This window comes from Streptomyces sp. NBC_00464, assembly GCF_036013915.1.
GTDB lineage: Bacteria > Actinomycetota > Actinomycetes > Streptomycetales > Streptomycetaceae > Streptomyces.
The window spans coordinates 4,623,531-4,646,168 of the sequence record NZ_CP107899.1 but is presented as its reverse complement, the minus strand read 5'-3'; the positions used below and the strand labels follow the sequence as shown (position 1 = coordinate 4,646,168).

18 protein-coding genes are annotated in these 22,638 nt (G+C 71.0%); 4 read left to right on the top strand and 14 right to left on the bottom strand.

Going from position 1 to position 22,638, the window contains the following annotated elements:
• Positions 1 to 13: 13 nt before the first annotated feature.
• From galK to galT, 3 genes are read right to left on the bottom strand one after another with little or no spacing between them, the layout of a single operon-like run.
• A complete protein-coding gene (gene galK / locus OG912_RS21000; RefSeq protein ID WP_327710720.1) occupies positions 14 to 1,201 on the bottom strand; it encodes a galactokinase in 1,188 nt (395 codons plus the stop codon).
• Positions 1,198 to 2,178, bottom strand: a complete 981-nt coding sequence (galE, locus tag OG912_RS20995) for a UDP-glucose 4-epimerase GalE (protein WP_326736649.1) — start codon at positions 2,176 to 2,178, stop codon at positions 1,198 to 1,200. The genes galK and galE overlap by 4 nt, the downstream gene beginning before the upstream one ends.
• Positions 2,175 to 3,218, bottom strand: a complete 1,044-nt coding sequence (gene galT / locus OG912_RS20990; protein ID WP_326736650.1) for a galactose-1-phosphate uridylyltransferase — start codon at positions 3,216 to 3,218, stop codon at positions 2,175 to 2,177. Before galT ends, galE begins: the two co-directional genes overlap by 4 nt.
• A gap of 224 nt (positions 3,219 to 3,442) precedes the next feature.
• Between galT and OG912_RS20985 the strand changes: the two genes are divergently transcribed.
• Together OG912_RS20985 and OG912_RS20980 are read left to right on the top strand one after the other, a co-directional pair.
• Positions 3,443 to 5,113: a sodium:solute symporter family protein gene (locus OG912_RS20985; protein WP_326736651.1), complete on the top strand. Its 1,671-nt coding sequence runs from the start codon at positions 3,443 to 3,445 to the stop codon at positions 5,111 to 5,113.
• 15 nt (positions 5,114 to 5,128) lie between these two features.
• Positions 5,129 to 5,425, top strand: a complete 297-nt coding sequence (locus OG912_RS20980; protein ID WP_327710718.1) for a hypothetical protein — start codon at positions 5,129 to 5,131, stop codon at positions 5,423 to 5,425.
• Between the two features lie 33 nt (positions 5,426 to 5,458).
• On the opposite strand, the gene OG912_RS20975 is transcribed toward OG912_RS20980, so the two are convergent.
• From OG912_RS20975 to OG912_RS20955, 5 genes are all read right to left on the bottom strand, one after another.
• Positions 5,459 to 6,154, bottom strand: coding sequence for a helix-turn-helix transcriptional regulator (locus OG912_RS20975; RefSeq protein WP_327710716.1), 696 nt, complete (start codon positions 6,152 to 6,154; stop codon positions 5,459 to 5,461).
• Between the two features lie 269 nt (positions 6,155 to 6,423).
• On the bottom strand, positions 6,424 to 8,370 hold the full coding sequence (locus OG912_RS20970) for an outer membrane protein assembly factor BamB family protein (RefSeq protein WP_327710714.1): 1,947 nt from the start codon (positions 8,368 to 8,370) through the stop codon (positions 6,424 to 6,426).
• 112 nt (positions 8,371 to 8,482) lie between these two features.
• Entirely contained in the window at positions 8,483 to 10,348 is a 1,866-nt protein-coding gene (locus OG912_RS20965) for an outer membrane protein assembly factor BamB family protein (protein ID WP_327710712.1), read from the bottom strand.
• 262 nt (positions 10,349 to 10,610) lie between these two features.
• Positions 10,611 to 12,377 carry an outer membrane protein assembly factor BamB family protein gene (locus tag OG912_RS20960; protein WP_327710710.1) on the bottom strand — a complete coding sequence of 589 codons (1,767 nt, stop codon included), beginning with the start codon at positions 12,375 to 12,377 and terminating at the stop codon, positions 10,611 to 10,613.
• Positions 12,378 to 12,544: 167 nt separating this feature from the next.
• On the bottom strand, positions 12,545 to 14,359 hold the full coding sequence (locus OG912_RS20955) for an ABC-F family ATP-binding cassette domain-containing protein (protein ID WP_327710709.1): 1,815 nt from the start codon (positions 14,357 to 14,359) through the stop codon (positions 12,545 to 12,547).
• A gap of 194 nt (positions 14,360 to 14,553) precedes the next feature.
• Here OG912_RS20955 and OG912_RS20950 point away from each other — a divergent pair, with 194 nt between their 5' ends.
• Entirely contained in the window at positions 14,554 to 15,201 is a 648-nt protein-coding gene (locus OG912_RS20950) for a lipoprotein (protein ID WP_327710708.1), read from the top strand.
• A 29-nt stretch (positions 15,202 to 15,230) separates the two neighbouring features.
• Here the strand turns inward: OG912_RS20950 and OG912_RS20945 are convergent, their stop codons facing one another.
• The 6 genes from OG912_RS20945 to rsmI form a co-directional block, all read right to left on the bottom strand.
• Positions 15,231 to 16,130 carry a 4-(cytidine 5'-diphospho)-2-C-methyl-D-erythritol kinase gene (locus OG912_RS20945; protein WP_327710707.1) on the bottom strand — a complete coding sequence of 300 codons (900 nt, stop codon included), beginning with the start codon at positions 16,128 to 16,130 and terminating at the stop codon, positions 15,231 to 15,233.
• Entirely contained in the window at positions 16,127 to 16,999 is an 873-nt protein-coding gene (rsmA, locus tag OG912_RS20940) for a 16S rRNA (adenine(1518)-N(6)/adenine(1519)-N(6))-dimethyltransferase RsmA (protein ID WP_327710706.1), read from the bottom strand. The genes OG912_RS20945 and rsmA overlap by 4 nt, the downstream gene beginning before the upstream one ends.
• The gene (locus tag OG912_RS20935; RefSeq protein ID WP_327713494.1) at positions 16,996 to 18,069 is read right to left on the bottom strand and encodes a ubiquitin-like domain-containing protein; all 1,074 of its coding nucleotides are present in this window, start codon (positions 18,067 to 18,069) and stop codon (positions 16,996 to 16,998) included. Before OG912_RS20935 ends, rsmA begins: the two co-directional genes overlap by 4 nt.
• Positions 18,070 to 18,391: 322 nt before the next feature.
• Positions 18,392 to 19,258, bottom strand: coding sequence for a TatD family hydrolase (locus OG912_RS20930; RefSeq protein ID WP_327710704.1), 867 nt, complete (start codon positions 19,256 to 19,258; stop codon positions 18,392 to 18,394).
• A gap of 34 nt (positions 19,259 to 19,292) precedes the next feature.
• Entirely contained in the window at positions 19,293 to 19,673 is a 381-nt protein-coding gene (locus tag OG912_RS20925) for a hypothetical protein (protein WP_326736663.1), read from the bottom strand.
• A gap of 159 nt (positions 19,674 to 19,832) precedes the next feature.
• Positions 19,833 to 20,729, bottom strand: a complete 897-nt coding sequence (gene rsmI, locus OG912_RS20920) for a 16S rRNA (cytidine(1402)-2'-O)-methyltransferase (protein ID WP_326736664.1) — start codon at positions 20,727 to 20,729, stop codon at positions 19,833 to 19,835.
• A gap of 53 nt (positions 20,730 to 20,782) precedes the next feature.
• Here rsmI and OG912_RS20915 point away from each other — a divergent pair, with 53 nt between their 5' ends.
• The gene (locus OG912_RS20915) at positions 20,783 to 22,561 is read left to right on the top strand and encodes a dolichyl-phosphate-mannose--protein mannosyltransferase (protein WP_327710702.1); all 1,779 of its coding nucleotides are present in this window, start codon (positions 20,783 to 20,785) and stop codon (positions 22,559 to 22,561) included.
• Positions 22,562 to 22,638: the final 77 nt, after the last annotated feature.

The window sequence follows — 22,638 nt, the reverse complement described above, 5'->3', positions numbered from 1 at the left end:
GCCGGCGACCGGCTCAGACGAGCCGGCGGGCCCCCGCCGACGGTGTGGCGGGGAAGACGCCCGGGGCCGCGTAGCCCGCAGCGGCGAACGCCTCCTGGACGGACTTGGTGACCGTGTCCGCCTGCGACTCCTCCACGAGCACGATCGCCGAGCCGCCGAAGCCGCCGCCGGTCATCCGCGCGCCGAGCGCACCGGCCGCGTTCGCCGTCTCGACGACCAGGTCCAACTCCACGCAGGAGACCCGCAGATCGTCCCGGAGCGAGACATGGCCGGCCGTGAGGACCGGGCCCGCCGCGCGCACCTCGCCCGCGTCGAGCAGCGCGATGACCTGCTCGACGCGCTGGTTGTCGCCGACCACATGGCGTACGTAGCGCACGACGGACTCGTCCGCGCCGGCCGCGGCCAGGGTGCCGAGGGCGGTGCCCAGCCCCTCGTACGGAAGCTCGCGCAGGGTACGGATGCCGAGGAGGCGGGCGCCCTCCTCGCAGCCGGCCCGCCGCTCCGCGTACGCGCCGTCGCCGAGCGCGTGCTTGACGCGGGTGTCGACGACCAGGAGCCGCAGGCCCTGGGCGGCCAGGTCGAAGGGGACCTGGCGCTGGGTGAGGTCGCGGGTGTCCAGGTGCAGGGCGTGGCCCTCGGTGCAGCAGGCCGATGCCATCTGGTCCATGACGCCGCAGGGGACGCCGACGAACGCGTTCTCGGCGCGCTGGGCGAGCACCGCGAGCTCGGCGGCGGTGAGGCCGAGCCCGAAGAGGTCGTTCAGGGCCAGTCCGGTCACCACTTCGAGCGCGGCGGACGAGGAGAGCCCGGCACCGGTGGGGACGGTGGAGGACAGCTGGATGTCGGCACCGGTGATCTCGTGGCCGGCCTCGCGCAGCGCCCAGACGACGCCGGCCGGGTAGGCGGCCCAGCCGTGGCCCTCGTGCGGGGCCAGCTCGTCGAGGCGGAGCTGGACGACGCCGCCCGGCACATCGGTGGAGTGCAGCCGCAGCTCGCCGTCGCTGCGGCGGGCGACGGCGGCCCGTGCGGTGTGCGGCAGGGCGAGCGGCATCACGAAGCCGTCGTTGAAGTCGGTGTACTCGCCGATCAGGTTGACCCGGCCGGGGGCGGCCCAGACTCCCTCGGGCTCGGTCCCGTACAGCTCGGTGAAGGAGGCGGTGAGATCGGTGAAGCCGGCGGTCGGCTCGGCGTTGTCGGTCATGGTGCGGTGGGCTCCTCTCGGCGGGCGAACGTCCAGGCGTCGGAGACGATTCCGGCCAGGTCGGCGCGGGACGGCTGCCAGCCGAGCCGCTCCCTGGCGGTGGCGGCGGAGGCGACGAGGACGGCCGGGTCGCCGGCGCGGCGCGGGGCCGCGGTCTCGGGGACCGGGTGGCCGGTGACCTCGCGGACCGTCTCGATGACCTCGCGGACCGAGAAGCCGTTGCCGTTGCCGAGGTTGCAGATCAGGTGCTCGCCCGCGGTGGCGGCGTCCAGCGCCAGCAGGTGGGCCTCGGCGAGGTCGGCGACGTGGATGTAGTCGCGGACGCAGGTGCCGTCGGGGGTGGGGTAGTCGTCACCGTAGACGGAGATCGACTCGCGCTGTCCGAGCGCGACCTGGAGGACCAGCGGGATGAGGTGGGACTCGGGGCTGTGCCGCTCGCCGCAGTCGCCGTAGGCCCCCGCCACGTTGAAGTAGCGCAGCGAGACCGCGGCCAGTCCGTGGGCGGCCGCCTCGCCGGTGATCATGTGGTCGACGGCGAGCTTGGTGGCGCCGTACGGGCTGGTCGGGGCGGTGGGGTCGGCCTCGGTGATGGGGCTGGAGACCGGCTCGCCGTAGGTGGCGGCGGTGGAGGAGAAGACCAGGGTGCGCACCCCGGCGTCGCGCATCGCGGCGAGCAGGGCGGTGGAGCCGCCGACGTTGTTGACCCAGTACTTCTCCGGGTCGGCGACGGACTCACCGACCTGGGAGTACGCGGCGAAGTGCAGCACTCCGTCGTAGGAGGAGTCCAGCCACTTAGCGGCGTCCTGGATGCGGCCCTCGATGAACTCGGCGCCGGCCGGGACGCCCTCGCGGAAGCCGGTGGAGAGGTCGTCGAGGACGGTGACGGTGTGCCCCGCCTCCAGCAGGTGCCGGGCGACCACGCTGCCCACGTATCCCGCGCCGCCGGTCACCAGGTACTTCTTCGGGGACTTGCTCACTCGCTCGCTACCTCTCGCAGTCGCTGGGCCGCGGTCTCCGGCGGCACGTCGTTGATGAACACGTTCATGCCGGATTCGGAACCCGCGAGGAACTTCAGCTTGCCGGAGGTACGTCGGATGGTGAAAAGCTCCAGATGGAGCGCGAAGTCATCCCGTCCCCCGACCCCGAACGGCGCCTGGTGCCAGGCGGAGATGTACGGGGTCGGCGGCTCGCCGGGGCCGAAGATCCGGTCGAATCGCCTCAAGAGTTCCAGATAGACCTGTGGGAACTCACGTCGTGCGGCCTCGTCGAGCTCCCGCAGGTCGGGGACGCGGTGGCGCGGGTAGAGATGGACCTCGTACGGCCAGTGCGCCGCGTAGGGCACGAAGGCCACCCAGTGCTCGCCGGCGAGGACGATCCGCGAGCCGTCGGCCTCCTCGCGGGCCAGCACGTCGTCGAAGAGGTTGCCGCCGGTCTCCGCGCGGTGGTCCGCCGCGGAGCGGAGCATCAGCTCGGTGCGCGGGGTGACGAAGGGGTAGCCGTAGATCTGGCCGTGCGGGTGGCCGAGCGTGACGCCGATCTCGGCGCCCCGGTTCTCGAAGCAGAACACCTGCGTGACCTGCGGCAGCTCGGCGAGCTCCGCGGTGCGGTCGGTCCACGCCTCCAGGACGAGTGCGGCCTGCTCCTCGGTGAGGTCGGCGAAGGACGCGTCGTGGTCGGAGGTGAAGCAGACGACCTCGCAGCGGCCGGAGTCACCGGCGAGCGAGGGGAAGCGGTTCTCGAAGACGGCGACGTCGTAGTCCGGCTCCGGGATCTCGCTCTGCCGGCCCTCCTGCGAGGGGCAGAGCGGGCACTCGTCGGCCGGCGGGTGGTAGATGCGCCCCTGGCGGTGCGAGGCGATGGCGACGCTGTCGCCGAGGAGCGGGTCGCGGCGGACCTCGGAGGACGTGGAGACGGGGTCGAGCGGACGCCGGTCGACCGCGTCGCGGACGACGTCGTCACGGCTGTCGTAGTAGATCAGCTCCCGGCCGTCGGCGAGCGTCGTAACCGTCTTCTTCACCAGACTCCTCCCAAACAGAACCAAACACAATGAACCACAAATCAACAGGCTCGTCAATGAGTCGGCGCGGGCGGAGTGACGGGAATCTCGCAGGGTTGAGGTCGGAGTTTCCGGCAATACGATCACAATCCAACAAAGAACCTCATGGGAAGTGTTCATTTTCTGAACACAAGAGCGTAGTTTCCTTCGGGTTCAGTTCGCGCAACGAAGCGAGTACCCCCCACATGCAATATCTGGCTGCAGGGCTCCGGCTCCCCACGAACGGGCTCGACTACACGATCCTGGCGATCTACTTCGTCGTCGTTCTCGGCATCGGCTTCGCCGCCCGGGCGAGCGTGAAGACGAGCCTCGACTTCTTCCTGTCCGGACGGTCACTGCCCGCATGGGTGACCGGTCTGGCCTTCGTCGCGGCGAATCTCGGCGCCACCGAGATCCTCGGCATGGCGGCGACCGGCGCGCAGTACGGCGTGGCGGTCGTCCACTGGTACTGGATCGGCGCCATCCCCGCCATGGTCTTCCTGGGCCTCGTGATGATGCCCTTCTACTACCGGTCGAAGGTGCGCTCCGTACCGGAGTTCCTCCTCCAGCGCTTCGACAAGTCGGCGCATCTGCTCAGTTCCATACTCTTCGCCTTCGCGGCGATCCTGATCGCGGGCGTCAACCTGTACGCCCTGTCGATCGTCGTGGAGGCGCTCCTCGGCTGGCCGCAGTGGGTCGCGATCGTGGTCGCGGGCCTCTTCGTGCTCGTCTACATCACCATCGGGGGGCTCTCCTCCGCGATCTACAACGAGGTGCTGCAGTTCTTCGTCATCCTCGCCGCGCTGATCCCGCTGACCCTGCTGGGTCTCAAGCGCGTCGGCGGCTGGGACGGGCTGAGCGACTCGCTGGAGTCCAGCCACGGCGCGAACTTCATGACCGCCTGGGGCGGAACCGGCATCGGTGACGCCAACCCGCTCGGCGCCAACTGGCTGACGATCATCCTCGGCCTGGGCTTCGTGCTCTCGTTCGGCTACTGGACGACCAACTTCGCCGAGGTGCAGCGCGCCCTGTCCGCGAAGAACCTCTCGGCCGCCCAGCGCACCCCGCTGATCGCCGCGTTCCCGAAGATCTTCATCGTCTTCCTGGTGATGATCCCGGGCCTGGTCGCCGCCGTCCTCGTACCGAAGATCGGCACCCCCGGCTCGGACCTGACCTACAACGACGCGATCCCGCTGCTGATGCAGGAGCTGCTGCCCAACGGTGTGCTCGGCATCGCGGTGACGGGCCTGCTGGCCGCGTTCATGGCCGGCATGGCCGCCAACGTCTCCTCGTTCAACACGGTGTTCACCACGGACATCTGGGCGCGGTACGTGAAGAAGGACCGGCCGGACGCGTACTACCTGCGCTTCGGCCGGGGAATCACGGTGGTCGGGGTGCTGGCCTCCATCGGCACGGCGTTCATCGCCGCCAGCTTCTCCAACATCATGAGCTACCTCCAGACGCTGTTCTCCTTCTTCAACGTCCCGATGTTCGTCGTCTTCATCATCGGAATGTTCTGGAAGCGCGCCTCGATGAAGTCGGGCGTCTGGGGCCTGGTCGCGGGTACGACCGCCGCGATGATCAACTACTTCGTGATCTACAAGCAGGGTGTCATCGACATCCCGACCGATCAGGGCGCCAACTTCGTCTCTGCGATCGTCGGTTTCGTCGCCGGTGCGGTCGTCATGGTCGTCGTCACACTGTTCACGGCCCCCAAGCCCGAGGCCGAACTGGCCGGTCTGGTGTACGGAACCGAGTCCCCGGACGCCGACGAGCTGCCCGCGGAGGGCGACGACGCCTGGTACCGCAGGCCCGCGCTGCTGGGCTGGGGCGCGATCGTGCTCGCCGCCCTGTGTTACGTCCCCTACTCGTTCTGATCGGAGTAACTCACCATGTCCGACCTGCACAAGGAAGTCTCCGACCTGGAGCGGAAGTCCGCCACGGCGGCCCGGCTGTTCGACATCCGGACGATCATCGGCGGTCTCTTCGTGGTGTACGGAGTCATCGTCACCATCGCGGGGATCAACCCGTCCGACGCCGATCTGAAGAAGGCCGAGGGCGTCCACATCAACCTGTGGACCGGTCTCGCCATGCTGGCCCTGGGGCTGTTCTTCCTGGTCTGGCTCAAGCTGCGCCCGGCCCAGCCGCCGGCGGTCGCGCCCGCCACCACGGACGCGTCCGACAGCTGACGCGCCATCAACAGCGGCAGGGGCCGGACATCGTCAGCCGACGGAGTCCGGCCCCTGCCGCGTCCCCGGGGCCGCCCGGTCCAGCAGGCCGGTACGGGCGGCGAGCGCCGCCGCCTCCAGCCGGGAGCCGACGCCCAGCTTCATCAGCACGCGCTGCACATGGGTACGGGCGGTGCTCGGCGCGATCCGCATACCGGCCGCGATCAGCCGGGTGTCCTCACCCTCGGCGACCCGGACCAGGACCTCGACCTCGCGCGGGGTGAGCATCTGCAGCAGCCGCCGGCCCTCGTCGTCCGGCTGCGCCGCCGGGTTGAGCAGTTCGGCGAAGGCACCCTGGAGCAGCTGCGGCGCGATCGCCGCCTCGCCCGCCCGCGCCTTGGCGATCGCCCGCTCGACGCCCTCGATGCGTTCGTCGTGCCGGACGTATCCCGCGGCGCCCGCCGCGAAGGCGGCCGCGATGCCGCGCGGACTGGGCACCGGACCCAGGACCACCACGGCGGTCTGCGGGCGCTCGCGCCTGATCCTGACGATCGGGTCGAAGGTGCCCGGTTCGGCGGGTGCCGCCGTGCCGAACAGGCAGATCTCCGGCGCCCTGCTGACGACCAGTTCCGCCGCCCCCGAGGTGGGCGCGGCAGCGGCGAGCACCCGGTGCCCCCGCAGTTTCAGTGCCGAGGCCAGCGCCTCGGCCAGCAGTCGGTGGTCATCGATCACCATGAGCCGCACGCCCATCGAGTAACCCCCCATAGCACCGGCAGGCCCCCCGGCCCTCTTAGACCCGGCAAGTTACACGCTTGTTCGAGGCGGCGGGCGTCTTAGCCTGCAGAAGGATCGAGATAGCCCGCTTCGGGTGCTTTCGCAGCGAGTTGATGGCTCATCATGGCCGAATTCTGGCTGTTGCCACCTGCATGCTGACCACTGAGGGCCTGACTCGTACCGGGTGAGGACATGCGTGTGGGGGTGGAGCCGGCCGGCTCCACCCCCACATGTGCGCCGGGCGGTCAGCTCGTGCTGAACGAGACGACGAGGTACTCCTTGTCGTCCAGCGCGCTCTCCCGCGGCTTGCTGACCATCGTCTCCGAGATGTACAGCTTGCCGTTGCCGTAGAGGTACTCGGCGTAGTCCGAGGAGAAGCTGGTCTCCGCGTCCCGGACGGACTCGTCGCTCGGGTTGTCCATCAGCACGGTCTGCTTGAAGGTGGCGCCGTCGATGGAGACGATCTGGCCGCCCTTGTCGTAGGGGGGCTCCTTGTACGCGATGATGTTGCCGCCGTCCATGCGGACCGGGAACATCGAGTAGCGGTCGCCCGCGTCGGCCCGGTCACTGGTCGGCTTGCCGGTGGTCAGGTCGAACGAGACGATCTCGTTGGTGTTGCCGTACTCGCCGGTGCCCTCGTGCTCCTCGGTGGGCACGTAGATGCGGTTGTTGCCGACCGCGAGGTGCTGGCAGCTCTCGACCTTGGTGGCGCGGCAGCTCGCCGCGTACTTCTCGCCGTCCGCCGCGATCCTGGTGAGCAGCTTGCCGCTGGCCGCGTCGATCGAGAAGAAGTCCGAGATGCCGCTGCCGTCACCGGCGGTGTCGCCGACGTCGGCGGCGACGACCAGCGGCTTGGTGGAGACGATGCTCGCGTAGTCGACACCGGGCGGCATCTTGTACGAGGAGAGCGGGGCGCCCGTCGTCGGGTTCAGCGCCTGGATGACGAGCTGCGGGTCGTCGTACGTCCCGCACTTGCGGACCACGGCGAGTGCTTCGCCGCCGCCGTACCCCTTGTCGTAGCAGCCGTCCGTGCTGACCTTCGGCTTCCAGCGCTCGGCGCCGGTGTTCAGGTCGAAGGCGGCGCCGCCCTCGGTGCCGCCTGCGGCGACCGTGGTGCCGCTGACGGTGATCTCGTCGAACCGGACCGGCCGGTCACCGCCGGTGGACGCGGTCACCGACTTGCTCCACATGAGCTTGCCGGTGTTCAGGTCGAGGGCGCCCACCTGGTTGCAGGTGGGGTACTTGTTCGCCGTGGTCCGCTTGCCCTCCTCGAAGGCGACGGCCGTCTTGAAGTCCTTGCTCATGTACCGGGAGGCGGCACACAGCTGGCCGTCCAGCGGGATCGACCAGAGCTTGGTGCCCTTGGCCAGGTCGTAGCCGACGATCTCGTTGACGCCGGTCTTCACGTACGCCTTGTCGGTCAGCCAGGAACCGGCGACCGTGGTGACATCGGTGACCTTGGGCTGCGGAAGCTGGAAGCCGACCTGGGCCTTGGTGTTGGCCGGGGCCTTCTCCTTGCCGCCGCCCCCGATGCTGTCGCTGCTGCCCGATCCGCCCTTGTTCTCGCCGCTGGTGCCGGCGGAGGTGGACGCCTCGTCCTTCTTGCCTTCGTCGTCGCCGCCGCTCGACGCGAACCAGACACCGCCGCCGATGATCAGTGCCACGGCGACCACCGCGGCGACGATAATCTGGGACTGGGTGGAGAACTTCTTCGGCCCGTTGCCGCCGGGCTGCTGCGGCTGCTGCATCGGAGCGGTCGGGTAGCCGTAGCTCTGCTGCTGCGTCGGCTGGCCGGGCGGGAATCCGTACCCCTGCTGCGGAGCCTGACCGGGCGGGAATCCGTACCCGGACGGCTGCGTCGGCTGGTCGTGCGGGTAGCCGTATCCGGGCTGCTGCTGGGGCGGTCCCTGCGGGTAGCCGTAGCCGGGCTGCTGCTGTGGCGGGCCCGCGGGCGGCGGGGTGCCGTAGCCGCCCGGAGCCGGGGGCGGCGGGGTGCCGTAGCCGCCGGGGGCCGGGGGCGGCGGGGTGGCCGGCTGCTTGCCGAACGGGTCGGCGGGCGGCGGCGTCGGGGCGCCGAAACCACCGGGCGGCGGGTCCTGCGGGGCACCGAAACCACCGGGTGGGGGGTCCTGCGGCGCGCCGAACCCGCCCTGGGACGGGTCGTTGGGCGGCGGCTGGGGCGGCTGCGTCATGGCGTTGCGTACCTCTGGAGAAGGGGAGTCGGGCGGTGGGCCGGTGCCGGTCGCGGGCGGGTCTGCCGCCGCCCGCGACCGGTGGAGTTCCTACGGGTGCCGTGGGGAGCGGTCAGCTGCCGAAGGCCATCATGGTCTTCGTCTCCAGCTCTTCCTCGTCGTTGGTCGCGCTGACCCGCCCGCTGGCGATGAACGAGCGGCCGTCCACGTACAGGACCCTCTCGCTCCAGAACGAGCTCTCGACCTGAGCCATGGAGGCCGGGTGCTGGAGCAGCATCTTCGGGGTGCCGCCGGCCGGGCCCAGGGTGGCGATGCCGCCGCCCTTGTTGTAACCGGCGTCCACGTAGACCAGGAGGTTGGCGCCCTCCATCCGCAGCGGCTTCATGGTCTGCTCGGCCGGGGCCTTCGCCTTCCACTTCGTCTTGCCGGTGTTCAGGTTGAAGGCGACGACCTGGTTGGTACGGGCGGAACCGCTGGTGTCGTCCTGCGTCCGCATGTAGAGCGTGTTGGCGTCGGCCGTGACACCCTCGCAGCCGTCGACGGGCTTGCCGAAGATGGCGAAGGCGTTGCCGCAGGCCATCGGGAACTTGTCACCCTTGTCGCTGATGATCTGGGAGCGGAGCGTGCCGTTCTCCCGGAGCGCGAGGATGCTCCACTTCTTGTCCTTGCTGCTGTCGCCCTTGGTCAGCGACACGATGAGCGGGCTCACCGAGTAGATGTTGTCGACCTCCCAGCCGCGGGCCGGCTTGTAGGTCCACTTCGGCTTGCCGGTGTTCGGGTCGATCAGTTCGATCTCGTGCTGCGGGTTGTCGAGGTCACTGACCCGGCAGTTGGTGGCGGCGATCAGCTTGGGCCCGCCCGCGAAGGCGAACGGCTGGCAGATCCCCGCCCGCTTGCCGAACAGGTCCTTGCCGTCGCTGACCCGGTAGGCGTTGGAGGCGCCGGTGCGGCCGACCGTCACGGTGTTGCCGCTGATGGCGAGGGAGAGGTCCGACATCAGGTCGAAGAGGCCGCTCTTCTTGACCTCCTTCTTCCACCCCGCCTTCCCCGTGTTGAGGTCGATCAGCTGGAGGGTGGAGCAGTCGGACTTGTCGGTCGTGCCGTTCTTCACCGCGATGACGATCTTGCCGTCCGTGGTGGTCTGCTGCGGGGCGGAGCAGATGTCGGCGGGAAGCTTCAGCTTCCACTTCTCCTTGCCGTCGGCCACCGAGTAGCCGGCGACCGTGCGGTACATGCCCTTGACGACGGTGTCGCCGACGATCCACGGGCCGTACACGTCCGCGCCGTTGCGCGGCAGGTCCACGTCGTTCTTCTGGAGCCAGAGGACCTTCGCCTCGCCGGGCTTGCGCCCGCCGTTCAGGTCGTCGCTGCCCTCACGGCCGGTGCCGTTGCCGTCGCCCTCGTCGACAGTGGGCGACGTGGTGGGCTTCTGGACCTCGCCGCTCTTCTTCGCGACGGGCTTCTTGTCGTCGTCGCCCCCGCTCGACAGCAGGTAGACACCGCCGCCGATGACCAGGAGCGCGGCGACCGCGGCACCGATGATCGCCGCGGGCTTGCCCTTGAACGGGCCACGGCCACCGGGCGGCGCGGGGACCGGTGCGCCGGGGTACTGCTGCTGCGGATACCCGTATCCGGGCTGCTGCGGCTGACCGTACGGGCCGGGCTGCTGGGCATACGGACCCGGCTGCTGCTGACCGTAGGGGCCGGGCTGCTGGGGCTGGCCGTAGGGACCGGGCTGCTGGGCGTACGGGCCCGGCTGCTGCGGCTGCCCGTAGGGGCCGGGCTGCGGCGGCCGGCCCGCTGCCTGGCCCGGCTGCTGGGGATAGCCATATCCCGGCTGGGCGGCCGGTGCCTGGGGCGGCTGCGCGGGCGGCGGCGTCTGCGGCGGGCCCTGGGGCGGCTGCGGGACCCCGTGCGGCGGCTCCTGCGGAGCGCCGAAGCCTCCCTGCGGCGGTTGCTGGCTGGGCGGCTGGGTCATCAGCGCGTCCCCCTTCATGCGGTCCGGTGCCCGGTCCGGACTCCCCCGCGATCACGCCGGAGCTCGGGGAATCGGCGAAGACCCCCTGAATTAACGGCGAAATGGAGCGAATCGGGCATGGATCCCGCAGTGTTACGACAGTCGAGCGGGGCTTCTTTGTACCACCCGGCCCGCCACCCGCCGCGGTTCGGTCCACCCCTGTTCCCAAGGGAGAACCGGCCCGTGATACCGCCGTTATGCCTACGTGAGCCCTGATCGGCCGTCAGTTGCCGAAGACGGCCATGGACCGCCTCTCGATCTCCTCGTCGTCCGAGCCGCTGATCCTCGAATTCGTGAGGAAGCTGCGTCCGTCCACGTAGGAGATGTTCGGCTCGTAGAAACTGCGCTCCAGGTCGGAGGCCGCCGCCGGGTGCCGCACCACCATGCCCCATTTACCGCCGGCGGCCGGAACGGAGGCGATACCGCCTCCCTTGTTCTTCGCCGCCCCGAGGTACATCAGCAGCTTGCCGCCCTCCGTCCGCAGCGGGGTGAGGGGCTGCTCCGCCGGGGAGCTGATCGTCCACTTGTGCTTGCCGGTGGACAGATCGAAGGCGGCGACCTGGTTGCCGTCGCCGGTTTTGAGGTCGACGGCCTTGGTCGCCATGTAGAACGTGTTCGCACCGGCGGCCACCCCGGTGCAGCTGTCGAGGTTGGCCCCCTGGACGCGCCGGTCCTTGTCGCACCCGACGGCGTACTCCCCCGGCCCGCCGGAGAGCTGGGTGCGGTAGGTGCCGTTGGTGTTGAGCACGAGGATGCCCCACTTCTCCGGCTGCGTCAGCGAGATCACGATGGGGTCGGCGGAGTAGATCTGCGCGACCTGCCAGCCCTTCTTGACCTTGTACGTCCACTGCACCTTGCCGGTGCCGGGGTCGATCCGCTGTACCCGGTGTTCCTTGTGGTCGTCCGCGGCGGTCTGGCAGCTCGCCGCGGCGATCGCCACGGGGCCGCTGGCGAAGCCGAACGGCTGGCAGTTGCCGGGCAGTTTGCCGAACAGCACCTTGCCGTCGCTGACCCGGAAGGCGTCGGTCCTGCTGGTGCGCCCCACGGTCACGGTGTCGCCGTTGATCGCCATCGCGAGGTCGGAGAGCCCGTCCCAGGCGCCGTCGCGGGCGTACTGCTTGCGCCAGCCGGCCTTGCCCGTCGTGAGGTCGACCATCTGGAGGTTGTCGCAGTACGCGTCGTCCGATGTGCTGTCCTCGATGCCCAGGACGATCTTGCCGTCGGCGGTGGGCCGGGTGGGCGCGGCGCAGGCGTTGGTGGGCAGCCGCAGGGTCCACTTGAGCGTGCCGTCGGCTGCCGAATAGCCCGTGACGGTGTGGTACATGGCCGTGACGACGGTGTCGCCGGCGAACCACGGGCCGTAGAAGTCCTCGCCGCCCTCCGGGAGATCGACGCCGCTCTTCCGGATCCAGAGGGCCTTCGCCTCCCCCGGCCCGCGCGCCGCGTTGATGGCGGCGGCCTCGGCCTGAGGGGTGACCGTGCCGTCGTCGTCGGTGTCGCCCTTGCCGTCGCCCTGGTCCAGGGTCGGCGCGGGGGCCGGTGGCGCGGAGCTGTGGCCGCCGTTCGCCGTGGGCGTCCCGTTGCCGCCGTCGTCGCCGGTGGCGAGCCAGATGCCGCCGCCCGCCAGGAGTGCCACCGCGAGCAGGCCGCCGACGATCATCCCGGTCCGGCCGCGGAACCGGCCGCCGCCCCGGGGTCCGCCGGGCTGCGGTCCGCCGGGCTGCGGGGGCTGCGTCGGGTAGCCGTGCCCCGGCTGCTGTTGCGGCTGTTGCTGCTGGGGCGGGTAGCCGTACCCGTAGCCCTGCGTCGGCTGGTTGTACGGACCGGGCTGACTGCCGTACGGACCGGGCTGATTGCCGTACGGACCGGGCTGCCCGTACGGGCCGGCGGGCTGCGGCGGGGCGGCCGGTGGCGGGTACGCCCCGGGCGGCGGGTCGTAAGGAGCTCCGAACCCGCCCTGCGGCGGCTGCTGTCCGGGCGGCTGGCTCATCGGCCCGTCCCCCTGTTCCGTTGTTGTTCCGTCGGTACCTGTGGTGCGAAGCGGTCCGGCTACGACGCCGGACGGGGCTTCTTTCTACCACCCGCCCCACAGGCCTCACCGACCACACCGGTCACGGCAGTTGTACCGGCCACGCAGCAGGACGCCTCAGCGGCCGGTCAGGCCTCCTCGGCCAGTTCCAGCCAGCGCATCTCCAGCACATCGCGTTCCGCGACCAGTTCGCGCAGTTCGGCGTCGAGCTTCGCGACCTTCTCGAAGTCCGTGGCGTTGTCGGCGATCTGGGCGTGGAGCGTCGTCTCGCGGGTCGACATCTTGTCGAGCTGCCGCTCGACCTTCTGGAGTTCCTTCTTGGCCGCGCGTGCCTCCTGCGGCGAGACGCCCGGTGCCGGGGCGGCGGCCCGGGAGGCCGTGGCAGGTGCGGCGGGCATGGCGGCCCCCGCCATCTGCAGCCTGCGCTCCAGGTACTCGTCGATGCCGCGCGGCAGCATCCGCAGCGACTTGTCGCCGAGGAGCGCCAGCACCTTGTCCGTGGTCCGCTCGATGAAGAACCGGTCGTGGGAGATCACGATCATCGACCCGGGCCAGCCGTCGAGGAGGTCCTCCAGCTGGGTCAGGGTCTCGATGTCGAGGTCGTTGGTGGGCTCGTCGAGGAAGAGGACGTTCGGCTCGTCCATCAGCAGCCGCAGGATCTGCAGCCTGCGCCGCTCACCGCCCGACAGGTCGCCGACCGGGGTCCACTGCTTCTCCTTCGAGAAGCCGAACTGCTCGCAGAGCTGGCCCGCGGTCATCTCCCGGCCCTTGCCGAGGTCGACCCGGTCGCGCACCTGCTGCACGGCCTCCAGCACCCGGAGGTTCGGGTTGAGCTCCGCGACCTCCTGGGAGAGGTAGGCGAGCTTCACGGTCTTGCCGACGACGATCTTCCCGTCGGCGGGCTGCGCCTCGCCCTGGGTACGGGCCGCCTGCTCCAGCGCCCGCAGCAGCGAGGTCTTGCCCGCGCCGTTGACCCCGACCAGGCCGATCCGGTCGCCGGGACCGAGCTGCCAGGTCAGGTGGGTGAGCAGCGTCTTGGGGCCGGCCTGGACGGTCACGTCCTCCAGCTCGAAGACGGTCTTGCCGAGCCGGGCGTTGGCGAACTTCATCAGCGCGCTGGTGTCGCGGGGCGGCGGCACATCGGCGATCAGCTCGTTGGCCGCCTCGATGCGGTAGCGGGGCTTGGACGTACGGGCGGGGGCGCCGCGCCGCAGCCAGGCCAGCTCCTTGCGCATGAGGTTCTGCCGCTTGCCCTCTTCGGTGGCCGCGATCCGCTCGCGTTCGGCACGGGCGAAGACGTAGTCGCTGTAGCCGCCCTCGTACTCGTGGACCGTGCCGCGCTGGACGTCCCACATGCGGGTGCAGACCTGGTCCAGGAACCACCGGTCGTGGGTGACGCAGACCAGTGCGGAGCGGCGGGCGCGCAGGTGTCCGGCCAGCCAGGAGATGCCCTCGACGTCGAGGTGGTTGGTCGGCTCGTCGAGGACGATCAGGTCCTGCTCGGCGATGAGCAGCTTGGCCAGCGCGATCCGGCGGCGCTCGCCACCGGAGAGCGGGGCGATGACGGTGTCCAGGCCCTGCTCGAAGCCGGCCAGGTCGAGACCGCCGAAGAGCCCGGTCAGGACGTCGCGGATCTTGGCGCTGCCGGCCCACTCGTGGTCGGCGAGATCGCCGATGACCTCGTGCCGGATCGTCGCCTTCGGGTCGAGCGAATCGTGCTGGGTCAGGACGCCGAGACGCAGTCCGCCGTTGTGGGTGACCCGGCCGGTGTCCGCCTCCTCCAGCTTGGCGAGCATCCGGATGAGAGTCGTCTTGCCATCTCCGTTACGGCCGACGACACCGATCCGGTCCCCCTCGGACACACCGAGGGACACACCGTCGAGCAGCGCACGGGTGCCGTACACCTTGCTGACCTGCTCGACATTGACGAGGTTGACGGCCACAAACGCTCCAGCTCGAAGGAGAAACACTGACCTTCAGCGTAGTCGCCATGGCGCCGGGCTCCTTACGAGCGCCCGCTCACCTGTACGGGACAGTGCCGGGAAACCGCGTTCGTCCGGACACCTCTGTGCGGTACCTTGCCCGAATTGATCAAGATCCGGGCCGGTTCCCGGGTCTCATCGGGGTGGGGAACTTCATGACACGACGTACGGTTCGCGGGCTGGCGCCCGTCCTGCTGGCAGCCCTCGCGCTGACCGGCTGCTCGTCGGAGTCCGGTGGCGGTGCGAAGGCGGACACCAAGCCGGGCGGCGGCGCGGCCGCGCACGGGGCGGGTGCGAAGACCGCGGCCAAGGGCGGCACGGTCGGGGGCCCCGGTTCCGGATGCGAGCTGCCGGTCGTCTTCGACCTGGCGCAGCACTGGAAGGCGAAGGCCGTGGCTCCCGTGGAGCCGGACTCGGAGCTCGCCGACCTCGCCCGGCAGGGCCCGGTCGCGATGGTGTGCGAGATCGACGCGAAGCCGGCCGGGCACATCGGGTTCCTGCGGGTGTGGCAGGGCGAGGGCAAGGACGGCACGGCGCGCCAGGCGCTGGAGGGCTTCGTGAAGGCCGACGAGAACGCCTCGAAGATCACGTACACGCAGACCACGGTCGGGAAGCTGTCCGTGACCGAAGTGGGCTACACCGTCTACAGCAAGATCATGGAGGAGTCGCGCCCGGCCCACGCCTTCGCCGTCGCCACCCCGGACGGACCGGTCGTGGTGCACCTGGGCGGGCTGGACGCGCAGGAGCACAAGGGCATGCTGCCGGCGTTCGAGCTGGCGAAGCGGAGCGTGCGGCTCGGCTGAGCCGGGCCGCACGTCCGGGGCGTCACCGGTCAGACGACGGTGGCGCCCGGTGCCGGGGAGACGGCGACCCTCGCGGTGCGGCAGGTCCCCGAGGCGGTCAGTGCGTCGGCCACCTTGCGGGCCGCCGCCTCGTCCTCGGTCAGGAACGCGGTGGTCGGCCCGGAGCCCGAGACCAGCGCAGCCAGTGCGCCCGCCTCCGTGCCCGCCGCCAGGGTGTCGGCCAGCGAGGGGCGCAGCGACAGCGCGGGGGCCTGGAGGTCGTTGCTCAGGGCTGCGGCGAGGGCGACGGGGTCACCGGCCCGCAGTGCGTCCATGAGCGCGGCGGACGCGGCGGGCTCGGGCACCCGCGTGCCGGCCGTGAGCCGGTCGAACTCGCGGTAGACGGCGGGGGTGGAGAGGCCGCCGTCGGCGACCGCGAAGACCCAGTGGAAGGTGCCGCCGACCTCGACGGGGGTGAGCTGCTCGCCGCGGCCGACCCCGAGGGCCGCCCCGCCGACGAGGCTGAACGGCACGTCGCTGCCCAGCTCGGCGCAGATCGCGAGGAGCTCCTCGCGGGTGGCGCCGGTGGACCACAGCGCGTCGCACGCCAGCAGGGCACCGGCCGCGTCCGCGCTGCCGCCGGCCATTCCGCCCGCGACGGGAATGTCCTTGGCGATGTGGATGTGGACGTCGGGTGCGATGCCGTGCCGTTCGGCCAGCGCGGTCGCGGCGCGGGCGGCGAGGTTGGTGGCGTCCAGGGGGACCTGGGCGGCGTCCGGGCCGGAGCAGGTGATGCGCAGCCCGTCGGCCGGGGTGACGGTGACCTCGTCGTACAGGCCGACGGCGAGGAAGACGTTGGCCAGGTCGTGGAAGCCGTCGGGGCGCGCGGCGCCGACCGCGAGCTGGACGTTGACCTTGGCGGGTACCCGGACGGTGACGCTCTCGCTCATGCGGACAGCTCCGGCTTGTTCTCGGCGATGGCGGCGAACTCCTCGACCGTGAGTGCCTCGCCCCGGGCCTGCGGCGAGATGCCGGCCGCGACCAGGGCCGCCTCGGCGGCGGGCGCGGAGCCGGCCCAGCCGGACAGGGCCGCCCGCAGCGTCTTGCGGCGCTGGGCGAAGGCGGCGTCGACGACCGCGAAGACCTCGGCCTTGCTCGCCGTGGTGGCGACGGGCTCGGTCCGGCGCACCAGTGACACCAGGCCCGAGTCGACGTTCGGCGCGGGCCAGAACACCTTGCGGCCGATGGAGCCGGCGCGCTTGACGTCGGTGTACCAGTTGGCCTTCACCGACGGCACGCCGTAGACCTTGTTGCCCGGCCTGGCGGCCAGCCGGTCGGCGACCTCGGCCTGCACCATGACCAGGGTCCGCTCGATGCTGGGGAAACGGTCGAGCATCGTGAGCAGCACGGGCACCGCGACGTTGTACGGAAGGTTGGCGACCAGTGCGGTGGGCGGCGGGCCCGGCAGCTCCCGTACGAGCATCGCGTCCGAGTGGACGAGGGTGAACCGGTCGGCGCGCTGCGGCATCCGGGCGGCGACCGTGGCCGGCAGGGCGGCCGCCAGCACGTCGTCGATCTCGACGGCGACGACCCGGTCGGCCGCCTCCAGCAGGGCCAGGGTCAGCGAGCCCAGACCGGGACCGACCTCGACCACCACGTCGTCCGGGCGGACCTCCGCGGTGCGCACGATCCGGCGGACCGTGTTGGCGTCGATGACGAAGTTCTGACCGCGCTGCTTCGTGGGGCGTACGCCCAGCGTCGCGGCCAGCTCGCGGATTTCTGCGGGGCCCAGGAGGGCGTCGGGCTCTGTGGTGCTCACCTGTTAAGCGTACGGGCTGTCGCCCTCCCGGCCGTCCCGGCCGTGCGGGGCCCGGTGCCGGCCTTCACGACCCGGCTGACCGGCTCCCGTACGACCTCGGTGGCCAGGACCCGGGGCTTCTGCCGGACGCCGTTGACGGTCCGCAGGGCGTACATGACACGGCGCGAACCGTCCCGCCCCTCCCGCTCGACCCGCTCGGTGCCGGCGGGGATCGCCCCGTCGCCGGTCCGTTCGACGGGGTACGGCAGCAGCTCCTCGCGCACCACCCGGGCGGTGGTGATCCGGAGCACCGAGACGGTCTGGCCCTCGCGGGGGAAGCTGTCCGGGGCCACGGACGTGGTGTCCTCGCCGTGCAGGACGACACCGGCCCGTGCGACGGCCTCGCGGACGGTGGCGGCGGTGGTGCGGACGGTGTGTTCGCGGCCGTCGGCCATCACGGTGACGGTGCGGGCGGTGCGCACGTCCAGGGTCAGTCCGGTGCGCCCGATCGGCGCGGACCGGGAGACGGAGAGGTAGGCGCCGTCGGCCCGCACGCCCAGCCGGCGCAGGGCGGCGCCGACGGTGGGCTCGGAGGTCCAGACCCTGCGCCGCACCCCGTCGAGCGTGAGCGTCACCGGGCGCGGGCCGCCGACGGTGATCACGTCGCCGTCGGCGAGGCGGGTGCCGGGGGCCGGGGACACGGCCGGGCCGCCGTCCGCGTTCGCATCGATGCCCTGTTCGGCGAGGAGCTCCCCCACGTCGTCCGCGAAGGTGTGCAGGGTGCGGGGCTCCCCGTCGACGTCCAGGGTCACCGCCTTGTCCTCGGCGAGGAACGCGGTCGTCCCGCCCGCCAGGAACGCGACCACGAGGGCCTGCGGGACCAGGCGGCGCAGCTGCTCGGGCCGGACGGACACCCGGCGCCGCCGGGCGCCCCGCCGCGCCCCGGACCTGCCGGCGGGGGCCGGCACGGTGAGCGCGGTGACGGTGGGGGCCTGCGCGGTACGGAATGGGCCGCCGGGCGCGGCAGCGGTCCACCCCGTCGGCAGGCCGGCCGGGCCGCCGGTCGCGGTCACCGTCCGCCCCGTCGGCATGTCGACGACGGTCGGGGTGTGCCGGGGCCACGCGGCGAGCGTCAGCTCCTCGTGCGGCGGTACGGGGGACGGGCCCGGCACGACGACGGTGTGCGGCGGTACGGGGGACGGGCCCGGCACGACGACGGTTGCGGGCCCGCGGGTCCCGGCCGCCGCCGTACGCCCCCTGCCGCGTGCCGCGCGGTGACTGCCCTGCGAATTGCTCACGACGCTCGCTCCAGAAGATCCGTACCGGCCCGGCTCACTCTTGGCGCCCGGGACGATAGCGGAGCCTGCGTGACTCTCCAAAGCGGCGCGACTACGCAGCGTCGTGCAATGCCGGTCAGTAGTCGAACGCGCGAGCCGTATTGTCGGCGATCGCCGACGCCAGGGTGTCCTCGTCGACGCCCTTGACCGCGGCCATGGCGCGCAGCGTGACCGGAATCAGATACGGCGCGTTAGGCCGTCCGCGGTACGGGGCCGGGGTGAGAAAGGGCGCGTCGGTCTCGACCAGGACCAGCTCCATGGGCGCGACGGCCAGCGCGTCACGCAGCGGCTGGGCGTTCTTGAACGTCATGTTGCCCGCGAAGGACATGAAGTACCCGGCGTCCGCGCAGACCCGGGCCATGTCGGCGTCGCCGGAGTAGCAGTGGAAGACCGTCCGCTCGGGGGCGCCCGCGTCGGCCAGGATGCGCAGCACGTCGGCGTGCGCCTCGCGATCGTGGATGACGAGCGCCTTGCCGTGCCGTTTGGCGATCTCGATGTGGGCCCGGAAGGACTCCTCCTGGGCGGCCATGCCCTCGGGGCCGGTCCGGAAGTAGTCGAGCCCCGTCTCGCCGACGCCGCGTACGTGGTCCAGCGCGGCCAGCGCGTCGATCTCGGCGAGCGCCTCGTGGAGCGCGGCGCTCCCGCCGCCCTCGCGCGCCCCCTGCCGCGACCAGTTGTCCGGGTCCCCGTGCACGATGCGCGGCGCCTCGTTGGGGTGCAGCGCCACGGCCGCGTACACACTCGCGTGCGCGGCCGCGGTCTCGGCGGCCCAGTGCGAGCCCTTCACATCGCAGCCCACCTGGATCACGGTCGTCACGTTCACCGCGGCGGCCCTGGCCAGGGCCTCCTCGACGGTGCCGTCCTGCATGTCCAGGTGGGTGTGCGAATCGGCGACCGGCACCCGGAGGGGCTCGGGCAGCGGCGGGGCTTCGGTACGGCTCATGGCCACGATCGTACGAGGACCGTGGCCGGGAACCTCACTTGCGGTGGAAGGGGTGGAGCAGGTCGGAGAGGTGCCAGTGGTGGTCGCCCGAAGGAGCGGCCGTGGCGGCCACGGGCTCCCGCACCTCGGCGTCGGCGTCGGCCTCGACGGCCGGCCGGCGGTTCTGGAGCAGCTGCTGCACCGTCGAGACCCGCCCGGCCCGCATGATCCGTACGACGTGCCCGCCGCAGTTCGTGCAGGTGGGCGTGGAAAGCGGGGACGGCACGCGTTCGCCGTCCGCCTTGTAGACCACGAACGCGTGGTTCGAGGTGTCCACGTGGTGCTCTATTTCGTAGGCCTGTTCCCAGCCGTATCCGCACCTCATGCAGGCGAAGGCATACGCCTCGTGCACGGTGGTTGCTGCGATGTCGCTCATGCCTGCTCCTCTTGTCCGCCGGACAAGCACTCCGGAGAATGCGTCCTGAATCCAGTGGACGCCTTTACCGGCGGGAGCGCACCGGGCCCTGTCGAGTGTTGGAGCGGATTTGGCCTTCTCGTGGCAAAAGGCCCCGGAACGCGGCTCTGGCTTTGCCTTTTACGATAGTCCTTTGCCGTCCACTGGGCCGGTCCGAGCCGCATTCTTTGCTGCGACGACCGCGTCGAACACCTCGCGCTTGGGCAGCCCCGCCGCCGCGGCCACGGCGGCGATCGCCTCCTTGCGCCGCTCCCCCGCCTCCTCGCGCACCTGCACCCTGCGCACCAGCTCCTCGGCGTCCAGCTCCTCGGCTCCGGAGTCGGCCGCGCCCTCGACGACGACGGTGATCTCACCGCGTACGCCCTCGGCCGCCCAGACGGCGAGCTCGCCCAGCGGACCGCGCTTCACTTCCTCGTACGTCTTGGTCAGCTCCCGGCACACCGCGGCGCGCCGGTCGGCGCCGAAGACCTCGGCCATCGCGGCAAGGGTGTCGTCGAGCCGGTGCGGGGCCTCGAAGAACACCATGGTGCGGCGCTCGTCGGCGACCTCGCGGAGCTTGCCGAGGCGCTCGCCCGCCTTGCGCGGCAGGAAGCCCTCGAAGCAGAACCGGTCCACCGGCAGCGCGGACAGGGCGAGCGCGGTGAGCACCGCCGACGGGCCCGGCACCGCGGTGACCTTGATGTCCTTCTCCACCGCCGCGGCGACCAGCCGGTAGCCGGGGTCGGACACGGACGGCATGCCCGCGTCCGTGACCAGCAGCACCCGGGCGCCGCCCAGCAGCGCCTCGACGAGTTCGGGCGTACGGGCGGACTCGTTGCCCTCGAAGTAGGAGACGACACGCCCCGTGGTGTGGATGCCCAGCGCCTGGGTCAGCCGGCGCAGCCGGCGGGTGTCCTCGGCGGCGACGACATCGGCCGTCTCCAGTTCGGCGGCGAGTCGTGGCGGGGCGTCCGCCACATCGCCGATGGGGGTCCCTGCGAGTACCAGCGTTCCAGTCGTTCCAGTCACAACGTCCATCCTCCCAGCAAGGGCGGCAGGACTCGCACAGATGCGTTCCCTACGATGGCGCGGTGACGAGTACTGCGCCCGAAGCCCGGCAGGGCCAAGACGCCGGGGAACAGCACGGCCCGGAGCCGACTTCCTGGCAGCAGCGGCTGCGCCGCTTCGGCCATTTCCCGCGCCCCGGTATCGGGCTGCGCGAACGGCTGGTTCCGCCGTACACCCGCCCGGGAGGCCAGCTGTGGGCGGTGCTCGGGATGCCCCCGCTGCTCGCGGACCGGCTGGTGCGCTGGTCGGCGTGGGGCGGTCCGCTGCTGGTGGCGGCGGTCGCCGGGGTGCTGCGGTTCTGGAACCTGGGCAGCCCGCACGCGGTGATATTCGATGAGACGTATTACGCCAAGGACTCCTGGGCCCTCATCAAGCAGGGGTACGAGGGGGCGTGGCCCAAGGACGTCGACAAGCTGATCCTCAACGATCCGTCGCAGGTGCCGGTCCCCACCGATCCGGGTTATGTGGTGCACCCGCCGGTCGGCAAGTGGATCATCGGCATCGGTGAGCAGATCTTCGGATTCACGCCGTTCGGCTGGCGGTTCATGGTCGCCGTGCTCGGCACGCTGTCGGTGCTGATGCTGTGCCGGATCGGCCGCAGGCTGTTCCGCTCGACGTTCCTGGGCTGTCTGGCGGGCGCGCTGCTCGCGGTGGACGGGCTGCACTTCGTGATGAGCCGCACCGCGCTGCTCGACCTGGTGCTGATGTTCTTCGTGCTGGCCTCGTTCGGCTGCCTGCTGATCGACCGGGACTGGGCGAGGCGCAGACTCGCCGCGGCGCTTCCGGTCGACGAGGACGGCGTGCTGCGGCCGGACACCGGAGTCGCGGAGGGCCTGCGCCTGGGCTGGCGCCCGTGGCGGATCGCGGCCGGAATCTCCCTCGGGCTGGCCTTCGCCACCAAGTGGAACGGGCTGTACATCATGGTCGCGTTCGGCCTGATGACGGTCCTGTGGGATGTCGGCGCGCGAAAGACCGCGGGCGCGGTGCAGCCGTACAAGGCGGTACTGAAGCGGGATCTGCTGCCGGCCTTCGTCTCCACGGTGCCGGTCGCGGTCCTCACGTACATCGCCTCCTGGACCGGCTGGATCATCCACAACGACCCCGACCGGCACGGCTACTACCGGGACTGGGCGGCGACCGACGGCAAGGGCGGCAGCTGGACCTGGCTGCCGGACTGGCTGCGCAGCCTGTGGCACTACGAGAACCAGGTCTACGAGTTCCATGTGAACCTGACGTCCGGTCACACCTATCAGTCCAATCCGTGGAGCTGGATCGTGCTGGGCCGGCCGGTCTCGTACTTCTACGAGGAGCAGAACGGCTGCACCGACTCGTCGACCGGCAAGTGCGCGCGCGAGGTGCTGGCACTCGGCACGCCGCTGCTGTGGTGGGCCGCGTGCTTCGCCCTGCTGTACGTGCTGTGGCGCTGGTTCTTCCGCCGCGACTGGCGGGCGGGCGCGATCGCCTGCGGAGTGGCCGCGGGCTGGGTGCCGTGGTTCCTCTACCAGGAACGCACCATTTTCCTTTTCTACGCGGTCGTGTTCGTGCCCTTCCTCTGCCTCGCGGTGGCGATGATGATCGGCGCGATGCTGGGCCCTGCGGCAGGCACCGGGGCGAAACTCGAACTGGGTCTGACAAAGGGCGATCCCTCGGGTGAACGGCGCCGGACACTGGGGGCCGTAGCCGCCGGCGTACTGGTCCTCCTGATCATCTGGAATTTCATCTATTTCTGGCCGCTGTATACCGGAACCCCGATTCCCGAGGATTCCTGGCGGGACCGCATGTGGCTGGATACCTGGATTTGACCGTTCTGTTCGCGTCTCCCATGCCGCGGCGGATCGCATTCCGATAACAACCGGCCCCACTGTCACGGCAGTCCCGT